This is a genomic window from Pseudonocardia nantongensis, assembly GCF_046546495.1.
In the GTDB taxonomy this organism is placed as follows: Bacteria; Actinomycetota; Actinomycetes; order Mycobacteriales; family Pseudonocardiaceae; genus Pseudonocardia; species Pseudonocardia nantongensis.
This window is the reverse complement of the sequence record NZ_JBKGXT010000013.1, coordinates 130,111-144,118: the sequence shown is the minus strand read 5'-3', so window position 1 is coordinate 144,118 and position 14,008 is coordinate 130,111. Positions and strand designations below refer to the sequence as shown.

The 14,008-nt window shown below is 73.1% G+C and carries 16 protein-coding genes; 7 read left to right on the top strand and 9 right to left on the bottom strand.

Features of this window, described 5'->3' with window-relative positions:
- Positions 1-97 precede the first annotated feature (97 nt).
- Together ACLFMI_RS15920 and ACLFMI_RS15915 are read left to right on the top strand one after the other, a co-directional pair.
- On the top strand, positions 98-1,384 hold the full coding sequence (locus ACLFMI_RS15920) for a S8 family serine peptidase (protein WP_410948638.1): 1,287 nt from the start codon (positions 98-100) through the stop codon (positions 1,382-1,384).
- A 1-nt stretch (position 1,385) separates the two neighbouring features.
- Positions 1,386-1,622 (top strand): hypothetical protein, encoded by a 237-nt coding sequence (locus ACLFMI_RS15915; RefSeq protein WP_410948637.1) that lies wholly within the window; start codon positions 1,386-1,388, stop codon positions 1,620-1,622.
- Positions 1,623-1,704: 82 nt separating this feature from the next.
- Here the strand turns inward: ACLFMI_RS15915 and ACLFMI_RS15910 are convergent, their stop codons facing one another.
- Complete coding sequence (locus ACLFMI_RS15910) at positions 1,705-1,902, bottom strand: ferredoxin (protein ID WP_410948636.1); 198 nt, start codon at positions 1,900-1,902, stop codon at positions 1,705-1,707.
- A 35-nt stretch (positions 1,903-1,937) separates the two neighbouring features.
- A complete protein-coding gene (locus ACLFMI_RS15905; RefSeq protein WP_410948635.1) occupies positions 1,938-3,149 on the bottom strand; it encodes a cytochrome P450 in 1,212 nt (403 codons plus the stop codon).
- Positions 3,150-3,454: 305 nt separating this feature from the next.
- On the opposite strand from ACLFMI_RS15905, the gene ACLFMI_RS15900 reads away from it, so the two are divergent.
- Positions 3,455-3,655 (top strand): cold-shock protein, encoded by a 201-nt coding sequence (locus ACLFMI_RS15900; RefSeq protein WP_410948634.1) that lies wholly within the window; start codon positions 3,455-3,457, stop codon positions 3,653-3,655.
- A gap of 41 nt (positions 3,656-3,696) precedes the next feature.
- On the opposite strand, the gene ACLFMI_RS15895 is transcribed toward ACLFMI_RS15900, so the two are convergent.
- Complete coding sequence (locus ACLFMI_RS15895) at positions 3,697-5,007, bottom strand: MFS transporter (protein ID WP_410948633.1); 1,311 nt, start codon at positions 5,005-5,007, stop codon at positions 3,697-3,699.
- Between the two features lie 70 nt (positions 5,008-5,077).
- Here ACLFMI_RS15895 and ACLFMI_RS15890 point away from each other — a divergent pair, with 70 nt between their 5' ends.
- Positions 5,078-6,070 carry a GlxA family transcriptional regulator gene (locus tag ACLFMI_RS15890; RefSeq protein ID WP_410948632.1) on the top strand — a complete coding sequence of 331 codons (993 nt, stop codon included), beginning with the start codon at positions 5,078-5,080 and terminating at the stop codon, positions 6,068-6,070.
- Positions 6,071-6,080: 10 nt separating this feature from the next.
- Positions 6,081-6,980 carry an NADP-dependent oxidoreductase gene (locus ACLFMI_RS15885; RefSeq protein ID WP_410948631.1) on the top strand — a complete coding sequence of 300 codons (900 nt, stop codon included), beginning with the start codon at positions 6,081-6,083 and terminating at the stop codon, positions 6,978-6,980.
- A 27-nt stretch (positions 6,981-7,007) separates the two neighbouring features.
- Here the strand turns inward: ACLFMI_RS15885 and ACLFMI_RS15880 are convergent, their stop codons facing one another.
- The 5 genes from ACLFMI_RS15880 to ACLFMI_RS15860 all read right to left on the bottom strand — a co-directional run bounded on the left by ACLFMI_RS15880 (position 7,008) and on the right by ACLFMI_RS15860 (position 11,447).
- Positions 7,008-8,639 carry a class I adenylate-forming enzyme family protein gene (locus tag ACLFMI_RS15880; RefSeq protein ID WP_410948630.1) on the bottom strand — a complete coding sequence of 544 codons (1,632 nt, stop codon included), beginning with the start codon at positions 8,637-8,639 and terminating at the stop codon, positions 7,008-7,010.
- Complete coding sequence (locus ACLFMI_RS15875) at positions 8,636-9,802, bottom strand: acyl-CoA dehydrogenase family protein (RefSeq protein ID WP_410948629.1); 1,167 nt, start codon at positions 9,800-9,802, stop codon at positions 8,636-8,638. The genes ACLFMI_RS15880 and ACLFMI_RS15875 overlap by 4 nt, the downstream gene beginning before the upstream one ends.
- 77 nt (positions 9,803-9,879) lie before the next feature.
- The gene (locus ACLFMI_RS15870) at positions 9,880-10,176 is read right to left on the bottom strand and encodes a YrhK family protein (RefSeq protein WP_410948628.1); all 297 of its coding nucleotides are present in this window, start codon (positions 10,174-10,176) and stop codon (positions 9,880-9,882) included.
- Positions 10,177-10,248: 72 nt separating this feature from the next.
- Positions 10,249-10,713: a hypothetical protein gene (locus ACLFMI_RS15865; RefSeq protein ID WP_410948627.1), complete on the bottom strand. Its 465-nt coding sequence runs from the start codon at positions 10,711-10,713 to the stop codon at positions 10,249-10,251.
- Positions 10,714-10,883: 170 nt separating this feature from the next.
- Positions 10,884-11,447 (bottom strand): MFS transporter, encoded by a 564-nt coding sequence (locus tag ACLFMI_RS15860; RefSeq protein ID WP_410948626.1) that lies wholly within the window; start codon positions 11,445-11,447, stop codon positions 10,884-10,886.
- A gap of 110 nt (positions 11,448-11,557) precedes the next feature.
- Between ACLFMI_RS15860 and ACLFMI_RS15855 the strand changes: the two genes are divergently transcribed.
- Positions 11,558-11,887, top strand: a complete 330-nt coding sequence (locus ACLFMI_RS15855) for an ArsR/SmtB family transcription factor (protein ID WP_410948625.1) — start codon at positions 11,558-11,560, stop codon at positions 11,885-11,887.
- Positions 11,888-12,865 (top strand): SRPBCC family protein, encoded by a 978-nt coding sequence (locus ACLFMI_RS15850; protein WP_410948624.1) that lies wholly within the window; start codon positions 11,888-11,890, stop codon positions 12,863-12,865. It abuts the gene before it with no gap.
- Here ACLFMI_RS15850 and ACLFMI_RS15845 read toward each other — a convergent pair.
- Complete coding sequence (locus tag ACLFMI_RS15845) at positions 12,822-13,994, bottom strand: acyl-CoA dehydrogenase family protein (RefSeq protein WP_410948623.1); 1,173 nt, start codon at positions 13,992-13,994, stop codon at positions 12,822-12,824. The two genes, ACLFMI_RS15850 and ACLFMI_RS15845, sit on opposite strands and share 44 nt — an antisense overlap.
- Positions 13,995-14,008 lie beyond the last annotated feature (14 nt).

Sequence of the window (14,008 nt, the reverse complement as noted above, 5' to 3'; positions counted from 1 at the left end):
CGCAGCGGTTCCCGGGCCGCCACGTTCCCGGGCTGCCGAACCCCCCTCGGCTGGGGCACCATCGCCCTCGACCGATCTCGACCATCGGAGGCGACACATGGCGGACATGCGCACAGGCGGGGGTGGACGGGTCGCGGGCACGCCGACCGGCCGTCACCTGCTGGTACTGGGCGAGGACCTGATGGGGGACGACGACACCGCGGCCCGCACCGCGGTGCAGGAGCTCACCGGGCTGTCCTCAGTGACCAGCACCCGCGACCCGGGCGCGAGCGCCGGGGTGCGCCCGACGCTGTTCTCCCGGCTCGGGGTGGCCGTCGCCGAGCTGAGCGCCGACCAGGTGCAGGCCGCCCGCGCGGACCGGCGGCTGATCTCGGTGGAGCCGGAGCGGGTGCAGCGCGCGCTGGGCACGCCGGGGCCGGGCGGCGCGCTGTCCGCGGACTACCTGCGCGGGTTCGCCGACGCCGCGACGTTCCTGCGCGACCGGGCGGCCGCGGCGGCGCCGGACACCGCCCCGGGCACGGCGCAGTTCGGTGACACCGACCAGCTCACCTGGGGCCTGCAGGCCACCGGCGTCGCCGACTCCCCCGAGACCGGCGCCGGGATCGCCGTCGCCGTCCTCGACACCGGCCTGGACCTGGGGCACCCGGACGTCGCGGGCCGGCAGATCGAGTCCCGCTCGTTCGTCGACGGCCAGGAGGTCCAGGACGTCGCGGGGCACGGCACGCACTGCATCGGCACCTCCTGCGGGCCGCTGGCGCCGGGCTCGGGGCGCCGCTACGGCATCGCGCACGAGGCCCGGATCCTGGTCGGCAAGGTGCTCGGCGACGACGGCTCGGGCACCGACGCCGGGATCCTGGAGGGGATCGAGTGGGCGATCACCTCCGGCGCCCAGGTGATCTCGATGTCGCTGGGCGCGGACCTGAACGAGGTCTCGGCGGCCTACGAGAACGCCGGGCGCCGGGCCCTGGACGCCGGTGCGCTGATCGTCGCCGCGGCCGGCAACAACGCCGAGCGCTCCACCGGGAACGTCGGGTTCGTCGGCGTCCCGGCGAACAGCCCGTCGATCATGGCGGTGGCCGCGGTGGATTCGGCGCTGGCGATCGCCGACTTCTCCGCGGCCAGCTCCGCGGTCGAGGGCGGCCAGGTGGACATCGCCGGGCCTGGAGTGGACGTCTACTCGGCCTGGCCGATGCCCCAGCGCACCAACACGATCTCCGGCACGTCGATGGCGACCCCGCACGTCTCCGGGATCGCCGCGCTCTGGGCGCAGCGGACCGGGGCGAAGGGCCGCGAGCTGTGGACGCAGCTGACCCAGGCCGCGCAGCGCCTCCCGCTGCCCTCCGGCGACGTCGGCGCCGGGCTGGTCAGGGCTCCCGGGGCCTGAGATGACCGGCGAACGGCTCCTGGTCACCGTGGCCGACGGGCACGGCGACCGGATCGACGACCTCGTCGCCTCGCTCGAGTCCGCCGGGCTGTCGGTGGAGAGGGTGCTGCGGGCGGTCGGGGTGATCGTCGGGACCTGCGAACCCGACCGGCGCAGCACCCTGGCCGGTCTCGACGGCGTCGGTGCGGTGGAGCCGGACCGCGAGCTCCGGCTGGGCCCGCCGGACGGTCCCCAGTAGGGCCATGCAGTAGGGCCATGCAGTAGGGCCACGCAGCAGGGCCGGTGCCCGGCCCGGCGACTCGGCCGGGCCGGGCACCGGGTCACTCCTCGTGGACGGTGATGGCGGCCGCCGGGCAGCCGGCGGCGGCGTTGCGCACGGCCGGCGCCTGCTCCGCCGGCGGCGTCGGGTCCAGCAGCTCGACGATCGCGTCCTCGTCGCGCTGGTCGAACACGTCCGGCGCGGTGAGCAGGCACTGCCCGGATCCGACGCAGGCGTCCTGGTCGACCTCGACCTTCATGGCTTCTCCTTCGCGTGGTGGGAGTGGCGGGGAGCTCACCAGCGGACGGGCAGGCTGCGCACGCCGCCGGTGATGTGGTCGGTGCGGATGTCGAGATCGTCCAACCCGACCGCGAGCTTCAGCTCGGGCAGCCGCCGGGCCATGGTGGCGAACACCGAACGCAGCTCGGTGCGGGCCAGGCTGGCGCCGATGCAGAAGTGCGGGCCGTGCCCGAACCCGACGTGCCCGCGCTCGCTGCGATCCGGGTCGAAGGTCTCGGAGTCGCTGTACACCTCGGCGTCCCGGTTCGCCGCGTTGATCGACAGGATCACCGCGTCGCCGCGGGCGATCGTCACGCCGCCCATCTCGACGTCGGTGTGCGCGTACCGCAGCAGGCCGAGGTCACCCGGCGCACCGAGCCGCATGACCTCCTCGATCACCGCGTCGATCCGGCCGTCCGGGTCGGCCGCCAGCGCCGCCCACTGCTCGGGGTGGGTCAGCAGGAACAGCGTGCCCAGCCCGATCCGGTTCACCGTCGTCTCGTGGCCCGCGAACAGCAGCCCCACGCAGAGCCGGATCATCTCCGGGTAGCCGAAGTCCTCGTCCTCGGCCTGGGCGCGGACCAGGTCGGTGATCACGTCCTCGCCCGGCTCGGCCCGCTTGGCCTCGGCGAGACCGGCCATGTAGCGGCCGAACTCCTCCCGGGCCTCGGCCGCGTCCTGCCCGGAGAAGGTGGCCATCCGGTCGGAGAGCGACCGGAAGTACTCGCCGTCGGCCTCAGGGACGCCGAGCAGCTTGCAGATCACCGCGACCGGCAGCGGGAAGGCCAGGTGCGCGTGCAGGTCGACGACGCCGTCGGTGGACGCGGCGTGCGCGGCGACCATGTCGTCGATGTAGCCGTCGACGAGCTCCTGGACGTGCCCGGAGAGCAGCCGCATCCGCTTGGCCGAGAAGGCCGGGGTCAGCAGCCGGCGCATCCGGCCGTGCTCGGCCGCCTCGGAGTCGTAGTCGCCGCTCGGACCGTCCTGGACGGCGGCCGTGCTGATCCGCGACGCCTGCTCGGGCTCCGGGTGGGAGCGACCGAACCGCTTGTCCCCCAGCAGATCGCGCACCTCGGTAAACCGGGTCGCCAACCAGGCGGGGTCGCCGGCCGGGGTGGTGACCGGGGCGATCGGCGCCTCCCGGCGCAGCACCTCGTAGAACGGCGCCAGTTCGAGCAGATTGGGCCGGGTGAACGGCAGCCGCGGGCGTTCGGCGGCGAGGGTCATCGGTCGTCCTCCTGTCGTGGTGGTGACCCCACCGTAAAACTTAATGGCAGATGCTGCCACGAATGCTGACCGATCCGGTGACCCCCGTCCCGAACGCGTCGAATGTCGGCTCCGACGGCGGACGGCGTTTGTCACACCACCGATCGCCGGGTACCGTCGAGAACTGGTCACCGTAGTTCTGACTTTCGTGCGTGACACACGCTCGCAGGATGATGATGCGGGCGGATTCGTTTCCTCAGGTTCACCTGGAGTCGGCTGCCGTCTGCGTACGGCCCGTCCATCGCTCTACCAGAGGAGACATTCCCATGACCCGTGGCACCGTGAAGTGGTTCAACGCCGAGAAGGGCTTCGGATTCATCGCGCCCGACGAGGGCGGCCCCGACGTGTTCGTCCACTACTCGGCGATCGAGGCCAGCGGCTTCCGCGAGCTGACCGAGAACCAGTCGGTCAGCTACGAGGTCACGCAGGGCCCCAAGGGCCTGCAGGCCTCGTCCGTGCAGGTCTGACCTCGCACGGCAGTACCTGAACTCCACGACGGCTCCCCTGCTCAGCGCAGGGGGGCCGTCGTGCTCTCCGGACGCGGGCGCGGTTCCCGGAGCCGGACGGCCAGGACGGCGGCCACGAGGCACAGCACCCCGGAGGCGTACCAGACGAGGTCGTAACCGCCGGACAGCTCGCGCCCGAGGCTGCCGAGGTAGGCGGCCATGGCCGCCCCGACGGCGTGCACGGCACTGAGCCAGCCGAACACGATCGGCCCGTTCGCGTGTCCGAAGTGGGCACGGCACAGGGCGATGGTCGGCGGGACGGTGGCCAGGTCGAGCAACCCGTACACCACGGCGAACGCCATGATCAGCGGTCCGATGTCCGGACCCAGCAGCGGCGGGAGCACCAGCAGGGTGCCGGCCCGCGCGCCGTAGTAGCCGACGAGCAGCACGGCCGGGTCGACCCGGTCGGTGAGCCACCCGGACCCGGCGGCACCGACGACGTTGAACACGCCCATCGCCGCCAGCAGCGACGCGGCGGCGACGGCAGGCATCCCGACCTCGCCGGCGGCCGGTACGAAGTGCGTCATCATGATGCCGTTGGTCGAGGCGCCGCAGACCCCGAAGGTGAGCGCGAGCAGCCAGAACCGCCGGTGACCCACGGCATCGCGCAGGACGCCGAGCGCGCGGCGCAGGCTGCCCCGCTCCCGCGGCGGCGCCGGCACGAACGCGGTCGCGCCGTACGGGCGGGCGCCGACCGTCGCGGGATGGTCGCGCAGGACCAGCCGGACCAGCGGCGCCAGCACGAGTGCGCCCGCGCCGATCGCGAGGACCCCTGCCCGCCAGCCGTGCTGATGCATGATCCACGCCAGCAGCGGCATGAGGACCATGCCGCCGAACATGCTCGAGGACGTCAGCACCCCGCTGACCAGGCCCCGGCGGGTGTGGAACCAGCGCTCGGCGACCACGGCGCCGAAGGTCAGCGCCAGCGACCCGCTGCCCAGCCCCACCAGCAGCCCCCAGCCCAGGATCAGCTGCCACGGGGCGGACATCAGCGCGGTCACCCCCGACCCGACGGCCATCAGCGTCAACGCGGACAGCACGACCCGTCGGATACCGAAGCGGTCCATCGCGGCGGCGGCGAAGGGCGCCGTCACCCCGTACAGCGCGATGTTGAGGGCAAAGGCCGTCCCGACGAGGCCGCGCGACCAGCCGAACTCGTCCAGGAGCGGCTCGGTGAGCGTGTTCGGCACGCCGGTGGACCATCCGGTCATCACGATGACGACCGCGGCGACGGCGGCGATCCACCACGCGCGATGGATCGGCGCGCGCCGGTCGTCGGCCCGGTGCTCCGGTGCAGCGATGTCGTTCGGCATGGCTCGATCGTCGGCCGGGAGGGCCCCGACGACGAGTGGCCCGATGGCCATCATGTGTCAGGATCGGGCCATGCCTCGCGCCCCTCGCCGTCACCGGGTCGTGGTCCTGGCCCGGGACGGGGTGCTGCCGATGGAGCTCGGCCTCGTGCACCAGCTGTTCCCACTCGCCCTGGACCCGGACGGGGACCCGCTCTACGACGTCGTGACCTGCGCGCTCCGGGCGGGCACGGTCCGCACCACGGGTGACTTCGCGGTCGTCGTGCCGCACGGCCCGGACGCCCTCGGGGCCGCCGACACGATCATCGTCCCGGCCTCCGACCAGGACTACGACCCGCCCGACGACGGCTCGCTGCCGGACGCCCTGCACGACGCGTTCGCGCAGGTCGCTGCGACGACCCGGATCGCCTCGATCTGCACCGGCGAGTTCGTGCTGGCCGGCCTGGACCTGCTGGCGGGCCGGCGGGCGACCACGCACTGGAACGCCGCGGCCCGCTTCCGCAGGCTCTTCCCGGCGGTGGAGCTCGACCCGAACGTCCTGTTCGTCGACGAGGGCCGTGTCCTCACCTCGGCCGGGGAAGCGGCCGGGATCGACCTGTGCCTGCACCTGATCCGCGCCGATCACGGTGCCGGGGTGGCCAACGAGGTCGCCGCCCGGGCGGTGGTCCCCGCCTACCGCGAAGGCGGCCAGGCCCAGTTCGTCCGGCGGCCGATCCCCGAGCCCACCGGATCGTCCACGGCTCGCGCGCGGTCCTGGGCCCTCGCGCAGCTGCACCGGCCGGTGAGCCTGGCCGCGATGGCCGCGCAGGAGTCGATGAGCGTGCGGACCTTCACCCGCCGGTTCCGCGACGAGGTCGGGCTCTCCCCCGGTCAGTGGATCACGTTGCAGCGTGTCGAGCGCGCCCGGCACCTGCTCGAACGGACCGAGCTCACCGTCGACCGGGTCGCCGACGAGTCGGGCTTCGGCTCGGCCGCCGCCCTGCGCCAGCACCTCCGCACCCGGCTCGCCACCTCACCCACCCGCTACCGCTCGACATTCCAGGACGAGTCACAGCTGCCCGCGTAGCGTCGTCCGCATGCGCGGCTACGGTTTCCTGCGGGTGGGCGGCCCGGAACAGCAGGCCTTCATCGAGGTCCCGGAGCCGGTGCCCGGGCCGGACGAGCTCCTGGTGCGGGTGCGCGCGGCGGGGGTGAACCCGGGCGACTGGCGGGTGCGCGCGGGCACCTACGGGACCGAGGGCCCCGCCGTGCTCGGACGCGAGGTGGCCGGCACCGTGCTGGCGCTCGGCGACGGGGTCACCGGATTCGCCCCGGGCGACGAGGTGTTCGGCGGCTGCCCCGGCATGCTCGGCGGCTGGGCACCGACGGCGCTGGTCACCGCCTCGTTCGCGGCGCACCGCCCGGACCGGGTGACCCCGGAACAGGCCGCGGTGCTGCCGGTCGCCGCAGGCACGGCGCACGACACCCTGACGAACCTGAACCTGGAGTCCGGCCGCACGCTGCTGGTGAACGGTGCCGGCGGCGGGGTCGGCCTGCCACTGGTACAGCTCGCCCGGCGGGGCGGGCTCGCCGTCGTCGGCACCGCGAGCCCCGCCAAGCACGACCTGCTCGCCCGGCTCGGCGCGACCCCGGTGGCCTACGGCGAGGGCGTCGCCGACCGGATCCGGGCGGCCGCGCCGGACGGCGTCGACGGCGCGCTCGACCTCGTCGGCGGGGACGCGCTGCGCGCCGTCGCCGGGCTGGTGCAGGCCGGGCGGCTGTACTCGGTGGCCGACAAGGCCCTGGTCAAGGAGCTCGGCGGGGACGAGGTGGCACGGGACCGGAGCACGGCGGTGCTGACCGAGCTCGCCCGCCTGGTCGCCACGGGCGACCTCGACCCACTGGTGCGTGCGGTCCACCCGCTCGACGAGGCGGGCGACGCGCTCGAGCTGGTCGAGGGCGGGCACATCACCGGGAAGATCGTGCTGGTCCCGTAGCCCGGGCGAGCGGGCGCCTGACCGGCCTCAGGTCCTGAGCGCGAGCTCGTCGAGCAGCTGGTCCCGGAGCCGGAACTTCTGGATCTTGGTCGCGGACATCGGCCAGTCCGTGGTGAACCGGACGTGGCGCGGCACCTTGTACCGCGCCAGCCCTGCCCGGCAGTGCGCCAGCACGGCCTCCTCGGTCAACTCCGCGCCGGAGCGGGCTTCCACGAACGCCGCGGGTACCTCGCCGTACTTCGGGTCCGGCACGCCGACCACCACGGCCAGCTGCACGTCCGGATGGGTACCCAGGTGCGCCTCGACCTCCAGGCAGCCGACGGTCTCGCCGCCGACCTTGAGCATCTCCTTGGTGCGGCCACGGAAGGTCAGGTTGCCCTCGGTGTCGAGCGAGGCCAGGTCCCCGGTGTGGAACCACCCGTCGTCGTCGAAGCTCGCGGCGGTCCGGTCCGGGGCGTTGCGGTAGCCCTGGAACAGGTTGAACCCGCGGATCCACAGCGGACCCGCCTCGCCCGCCGGCAGCACGTCGCCGGTCACCGGGTCCCGCACCTGCGCCTCGACGCCGGTGAAGGGCTTGCCGGAGGTCACCCGCGCCTCGAGCGGATCGTCCAGCCTGCCCATGATCGCGACGCCGCCGGTCTCGGTGGAGCCGTAGCAGCTGACGTGTGCGGTGTGCGGCAGCCGGTCCTGGAACGAGCGCAGCAGGTCCGGCGGGCCGACGGTGAGCATCGCGCGCACCCGGCGGAAGGTGTCCGGGCCGTAGTCGGGGTGATACAGCAGCGGCCCGGTCAGCGTGGGGTAGGCGGGGTAGAGCAGCGTGGCGCGCTCGCGCTCGATCTGCTCCAGCGCCGCGTCGACCTCGAAGTGGGTCATCGACAGCCAGGCCGCGCCCGCGTTGAGCACGCCGACCATCGGCGCCTGCGCGCTCACGTGGAACATCGGCAGCGGATTCCACATCCGGTCGGCCGCGGTGAGGGCGAAGGCCTCCTCCCCCACCGCCCGGCCCAGCCCGACGACCGAGCGGTGGGCCAGCGGGCAGCCCTTCGGCTCCGCGGTGGTCCCCGAGGTGTACATCATGATGTAGGGCATGTCCGGCGTGACGGCCTCGGCCGCGGCCAGTGCGGTGGACTCCGGGATGTCCGCGCCACCGGCCAGGAACCGGTCACCGGCACCGAACCCCGGCGCGGACCGGGCGCCCAGCACCACCGCCGCCCGCAGCTCCGGTGCCTCGGCGACGGGCGGGGTCACCCCCGGCGCCGCCGCGGCGAGCTCGGGGAAGGCGCGGTGCAACCGGGCCACGTAGTCCACGTGCTCGTCGACGGCGTCGGTGGTGAGCAGCACCTTCATCGCGGAGTCCGGGACCACGTGGGCGATCTCGCGGGGCGCCAGCCGGGCGTTGATCGGCACGAAGAGCGCGCCGGTCATCGACGTCCCGATCATCGCGTGCACGAAGGCGAGCCCGTTCGGCATCAGCGTGCCGACGGCGTCCCCGGGCCGCACGCCGAGCGCGATCAGGGCGCGGGCCACCGCCGTGGCCGAGTCGAGCAGCTCGCGGTAGGTCTGGCGGACCTCCGGGAACACGACCGCGTCGGAGTCCGGGTGCCCGCGGGCCGCGCGCAGCGCGAGGCCCGGGACCGTCAGGACACCGTCCGGCGTCACGCGAACGACCGCGGCAGGCCGAGCCCCTCGGCGATGCCGTTGCGCGCCATCTCGTTCGTGACCGGGCCGATCCGGAAGAGCCGGACGTCGCGCCAGTAGCGCTGCATGTCGGTCTCGGCCGAGTAGCCCATGCCGCCGAGGATCTGCAGCCCGAGGTCGGCAGCCTGACCGGCGAGCTCGGAGGCCACGACCTTGGCCATGTTCGCCTCCTGCCCGCACGAGCGGCCCAGCGACTGCATCCACGCCGCGCGGTGGACCATCAGCTCGGCCTGGTCCCGCCACATCGCGATGTTCGCGACGTGGTGTTGCAGGGCCTGGAACCGGCCGATCGGCCCGCCGAACGCCTCCCGCTCGGTCAGGTAGCGCAGCGCGTCCTCCAGGACGCCGTCCATGATCCCCACGCAGAACGACGAGAGCATGATCCGCTCGTTGTTCAGGGTGGGCAGCAGCATGTACCAGGCCCGGTCCTGATCACCGAGCAGGTTCTCGTCGGGCACGAAGACGTCGTCGAGGAAGACGTCGCACGAGCCGAGGGAGCGCATGCCGAGCTTGGGGATCTCGCGGATCGTCACGCCCTCGCTCGCGGTGGGCAGGATCAGCAGCGAGACGCCCTGGTGCCGCTTCTCGCCCGCATCGGCGGTGCGCACGAGCAGCAGGATGTAGTCCGCGACGTGCGAGGCCGAGCTCCAGGTCTTCTGCCCGTTCACCACCCAGCCGCCGTCGACCTTGCGGGCCCGGGTGCGCATGGCGCCGAGCAGGTCCGTGCCGCCGCCCGGCTCGGTGAACCCGATCGCCCACTTCTCCCGGCCGGCGGCGATCGCGGGCAGGTGCCGCGCCTTCTGCTCCTCGGTGCCGTAGAAGCCGACGGACTTGCCGCCCGCGAAGGACGTGATCCCCCAGACCCAGGTCAGCCCGGCCAGCGACCGGGAGAGCTCGCGGGCCAGGATCATCTGGGTCAGCACGTCGCCACCCTGACCGCCGTACTCCTCGGGGATCCCGATGCCGTGGAAGCCGGCGCTCGCGAACTTGTCGAACAGCGCGTGCGGGAAGTGGCGCTCGTCCTTCTCCAGCTCGTTCGCCCAGGACTTGGGCGCCTCGCGGTCCACCCAGTCCCGCACGGTCTTGCGGAAGAGCTCCTGCTGCTCGGTGAGTTCGAAGTCCACTGTCGTCGCCTCCGCCGGTCGCCGCGCCCCAGATTACGGGGCCGGACAACCGTTTGGTAGGAGTCCGGCGCCGCCGGTCAGAAGTCGTAGGCGCCGTCTCCGGCCCCGTGATCCGGGTGGATCCGCCGCAGGTGCACCCGCCGGGAGAACCGGATCGCCGGCCGGATCACCATCTGCACGCTGCCGGCCAGGAACAGGCAGGTTCCCCAGAACACCGTCGAGTCGGAGAAGAACAGGATGCTGCCGACGACGAACCACAACCCGATCAACAGGTCGTTGACGATGCTGACGACCTCGTAGCGCTGCCGGACGACCAGCTCGTCGTGTCCGATGTGGAAGACGACCGTGGATCCTCCTCCGGGTCGTGCCGACATGGGGTCCTCCTCGGTCGGGGGGCGGTACACCGCGAGGATGGCGCACTGGCACGCCACGCGGGAGGAGCACGGTCAGCGCGGGTCGTCGGTCTCCCGCGGTCGCGCGGCGTGCCCGGGACGGCCGCGCGTCCGGCGGCTCTCCTTGGCCTCGGCCTCCATCACGTGCCGACGACCTCCGACCACCTCGTCGCGGACCGCACGGTCGAGGTCGCGGAAGGTGCGGTAATAGCCGTCGTCGTACTCCTCGACGACCTGGAAGGTCCACCGGCCCGCCACGACGTTGAGCCCGATCAGCTCGTCGGTGACGCGGTCGGCGAGTTCCGGGTGCCCGGTTCGTCGCAGGCCGTCGACGACGTCGTCGAGCAGCTCGTCGGCGTAGCCGGTCAGCTGGTGGAAGGTGTACAGGTGGCCGCGGGCGCGTTCGATCATCTCCACGGCCTCGTTCATCCTGCCGACCGCGGCGACGGCGTCGTCGGAGACGCCGGCAGGGCGCAGGTGCAGCGGGGCCGGGGTGTCGGCGGGATCGTTGTCGGTCACGGCACGGATTGCCCCGGCCGGTCCGCGGCAAACCGGTTTACCCCACGGACGGGCGGGCGATCGCGGAATGCCCCCGACCGCGACGGTTGCGATCGTCGGGCCGTGTCCGCCACCCGCACCACGACGCCCAGGCTGAGCTCCCGGGCCCTCGACCGCGCCGCCCTCGCCCGTCAGGACCTGCTCGAACGCTCCGACGCCGCGGTCCGGGACCCCGTGGCGCACGTCGGCGGCCTGCAGGCCCAGGAATCCCACGGCGCGGTGCGCGAGAGCGTCGCCATCGAACCGACGTTGAGGGGCGCGGTGTAGAGCCCGAGCACCGGGCCCGCCCGTTGCGGCAGGTCACCACTGATGACGACCGGGATCGCGACGTTCCCGACGGTCACCGCGGCGCCGATCAGTAGCGTTCCGGCCACCGCCTCGGTGAGGCCTCCGACTGAGCGGAGCACGACACCCGCGGCGAGCACGACGAGCGCGACGAGGACGCCCCGGCCCAGCCCGAGCCTGGCCAGCAGCGCCGACGCCGCCGGCGTCGCAAGGCCGAAGCACAGCACCGGCAGGCTGGTCAGCAGGCCCGCGGTGGCCGCGTCGATCCCGAGGCCGGCCTGGATGTCGCCGGTCACCGCGGAGAGCGCCACGATCGGCCCGCGCAGGTTCAGCGCCAGCAGGACGATCGCGGTGACCAGCAGGGCGGGCGCGACGGCCCGGCGCGTAGTGGTGGGGAGCCTCGTGGACACCGGGGCCATGGTGACGCCCCGCCTCCGGCCGCGGCGGCCGGCGTGCGCAACGCCAAGATCTGGTGATTCCCCGTCTTGCCTTAATATTCTTACCTGACTATATTGCTACCGTGGCATCTACGTTCGAGGTCCTCGCCGAGCCCCGGCGCAGGGAGATCCTCGACCTCCTGCGCGGCGGGGAACGCCAGGTCGGAGACCTGGTCGACCGGCTGGGGCTGGCGCAACCGACGGTGTCCAAGCACCTGAAGGTGCTGCGCGAGGCGGGACTGGTGCAGGTGCGGCAGGACGCCCAACGCCGCTGGTACCGGCTGCACGCCGAACCGCTCGCCGAGGTCGCCGACTGGCTCGCGCCCTACCGGTGGTTCTGGGAGTCGCGGCTGGACGCCCTCGAACGACGCCTCGACGCCATGCCGGACGAGCCGATCGAGGGGAACCCCTGAATGGACGCGCAGCTGCACACCACAGGCGGCAGGCCCGTGCTCCGGTTCGAGCGATCGCTACCGCACCCGCCGGAGAAGGTCTGGCGTGCCGTCACCGACCCGGCCGAGATGGCGCACTGGTTCCCGGCCGCGGTCCGCACCGAGCTCCGGGTCGGTGCCGCGATGCGGTTCGACTTCGGCGAGGGCGACGACGGCAGCTACGCCGACGGCGAGATCCTCGAGCTCGACCCGCCGCGGGTGTACGCGTTCCGGTGGACCGACGAGCACTTCCGGCTGGAGCTCGTCCCGCAGGACCCGGGGTGTCTGCTGGTGTTCACCGTGACGATGAGCGGCACCGGCACCGTCGGGGACCTGCCCTCGGTCGCTCGCAACGCCCCGGGCTGGGACGCGTGCCTCGACGGGCTGACCGCCCGGCTGGACGAGCGGGCAGCACCAGAGCTCACGCCGGAGTGGTTCCTCGCGCGCGCCGAGCACTACATCGACAGGTTCGGCCTCGCCGAGGGCGCGCTCGACCGCACCGCGGACGGGTACCGCGTGCGGTTCGAACGGGACCTCGTCCAGCCCGTGACCGAGGTGTGGGACGTCCTGCACGGTGACGCCCCCGCCCCGGGAGCCCCACCGCCGCGGTGCACGCACGGGTACCTGGAGCCGGGCGCGGTCACCGCCACCGCACCGCCGCACACGCTCGAGTACACCTGGCTTCACGACGGCGCCCCGGCGGGCACCGTGCGCTTCGAAATGCGCGAGCAGGAGCCGATCGGCTGCCGGCTGGTGCTCACCCAGACCGTGCCCGCCCACCTCGGCGACCTGTGCGCGACCGCGCTCGCCGCCTGGCAGACCCACCTCGAGGTCCTCTTCGCCACGCTGCACGGTGCACAGATGTGCTGGCCGGAGGGCCGGACCGAGCACCTGGCCACCCGGTACGCGGACTCGCTCAGGAACGCGACTCCGGCCGCCCCAGCAGCGCGTCCGAGATGATCCGCATCTGGATCTCCGAGGTCCCCTCGAAGATCTTCGTCAGGCGCGCGTCCCGCCAGTACCGCTCGACCGGGAAGTCCGTGGTGTAGCCGGCCCCGCCGTGGACCTGCAGACCCTCGCTGGTCACCCGCTCGGCCATCTCGGAGGCGACCAGCTTGACCATCGACGCCTGGACCGGGCTCGGCCGACCGGTATCGACCGCGGCGCAGACCTGGTACATCAGCGCCCGGGACGCCTCGACCTGCGCGGCCATGTCCGCGATCTTGAACCGGATGCCCTGGTTCTCCCCGATCGGCCGGCCGAACTGCACCCGCTGACCGGCGTAGGTGATCGAGTCCTCCAGGGCGCCGCGGGCCAGCCCGATCGCGCGGGCTGCGGTGTGGATCCGGGCGGTGTCGAGGTCCCCCATGGCGACCCGGAACCCCTTGCCGAGCTCGCCGACGACCTCGGAGGCCCAGGCGTCGTCGAACGCGAGCTCCCAGGTCGTCCAGCCGTGATAGCCGATCTTGCGGACCGGGGTGCCGGTCACCCCGTCGGGCAGGGTGCCGCGCTGCTTGGGCATCAGGAAGCAGGTCACCCCGCGCGAGCGGTGCGCCGGGTCGGGCGGCGCGGTCCGGGCGAACACCTGCAGGTAGTCGGCGCCGTCGGCGAACGTGCACCACATCTTCTGGCCGGTGATCCGCCAGCCCTCGCCGTCCGCGGTGGCCCGGCAGCTCAGGTTCGCCACGTCGGACCCGGCCTCGGCCTCGGACAGTGCGAAGGCGCTGAGGAACTCGCCCCGGGCCATCGCCGGCAGGTAGCGCGCACGCTGCTCCGGGCCGAACCCGGCGGTGAACTGCTGGCCCCGGGCGATCAGGCTCGCCACGCTCATCCAGGCGCGGGCCAGCTCCTCGACGACGATGGCGTACTCGGACAGTCCCAGGCCCAGCCCGCCGTGCTCCTCGGGGATCAGGATCCCGAAGAAGCCGAGCTCGGCCATCTTCGCGCGGAGCTCCATCGGGATCTGGCCGTGGGCCGGATCGAGCTCGTTCGCCAGCGGCAGGACCTCGTTCATCGCGAACTCGCGCGCCATCTCCCGGATGGCGAGGCGGTCCTCGGTGAGGAAGATCCCGATCTGCTGTGTGTCCATGTGCGTGTCCTCCA

Excerpts from the sequence above, each read along its gene's own strand:
- ACLFMI_RS15915 (WP_410948637.1), top strand. The coding sequence starts at position 1,386 with ATGACCGGCGAACGGCTCCTGGTCACCGTGGCCGACGGGCACGGCGAC.
- ACLFMI_RS15890 (WP_410948632.1), top strand. The coding sequence starts at position 5,078 with ATGCCTCGCGCCCCTCGCCGTCACCGGGTCGTGGTCCTGGCCCGGGAC.
- ACLFMI_RS15870 (WP_410948628.1), bottom strand. The coding sequence starts at position 10,176 with ATGTCGGCACGACCCGGAGGAGGATCCACGGTCGTCTTCCACATCGGA.
- ACLFMI_RS15920 (WP_410948638.1), top strand. The coding sequence starts at position 98 with ATGGCGGACATGCGCACAGGCGGGGGTGGACGGGTCGCGGGCACGCCG.
- ACLFMI_RS15895 (WP_410948633.1), bottom strand. The coding sequence starts at position 5,007 with ATGCCGAACGACATCGCTGCACCGGAGCACCGGGCCGACGACCGGCGC.
- ACLFMI_RS15910 (WP_410948636.1), bottom strand. The coding sequence starts at position 1,902 with ATGAAGGTCGAGGTCGACCAGGACGCCTGCGTCGGATCCGGGCAGTGC.
- ACLFMI_RS15850 (WP_410948624.1), top strand. The coding sequence starts at position 11,888 with ATGGACGCGCAGCTGCACACCACAGGCGGCAGGCCCGTGCTCCGGTTC.
- ACLFMI_RS15885 (WP_410948631.1), top strand. The coding sequence starts at position 6,081 with ATGCGCGGCTACGGTTTCCTGCGGGTGGGCGGCCCGGAACAGCAGGCC.
- ACLFMI_RS15845 (WP_410948623.1), bottom strand. The coding sequence starts at position 13,994 with ATGGACACACAGCAGATCGGGATCTTCCTCACCGAGGACCGCCTCGCC.
- ACLFMI_RS15900 (WP_410948634.1), top strand. The coding sequence starts at position 3,455 with ATGACCCGTGGCACCGTGAAGTGGTTCAACGCCGAGAAGGGCTTCGGA.
- ACLFMI_RS15905 (WP_410948635.1), bottom strand. The coding sequence starts at position 3,149 with ATGACCCTCGCCGCCGAACGCCCGCGGCTGCCGTTCACCCGGCCCAAT.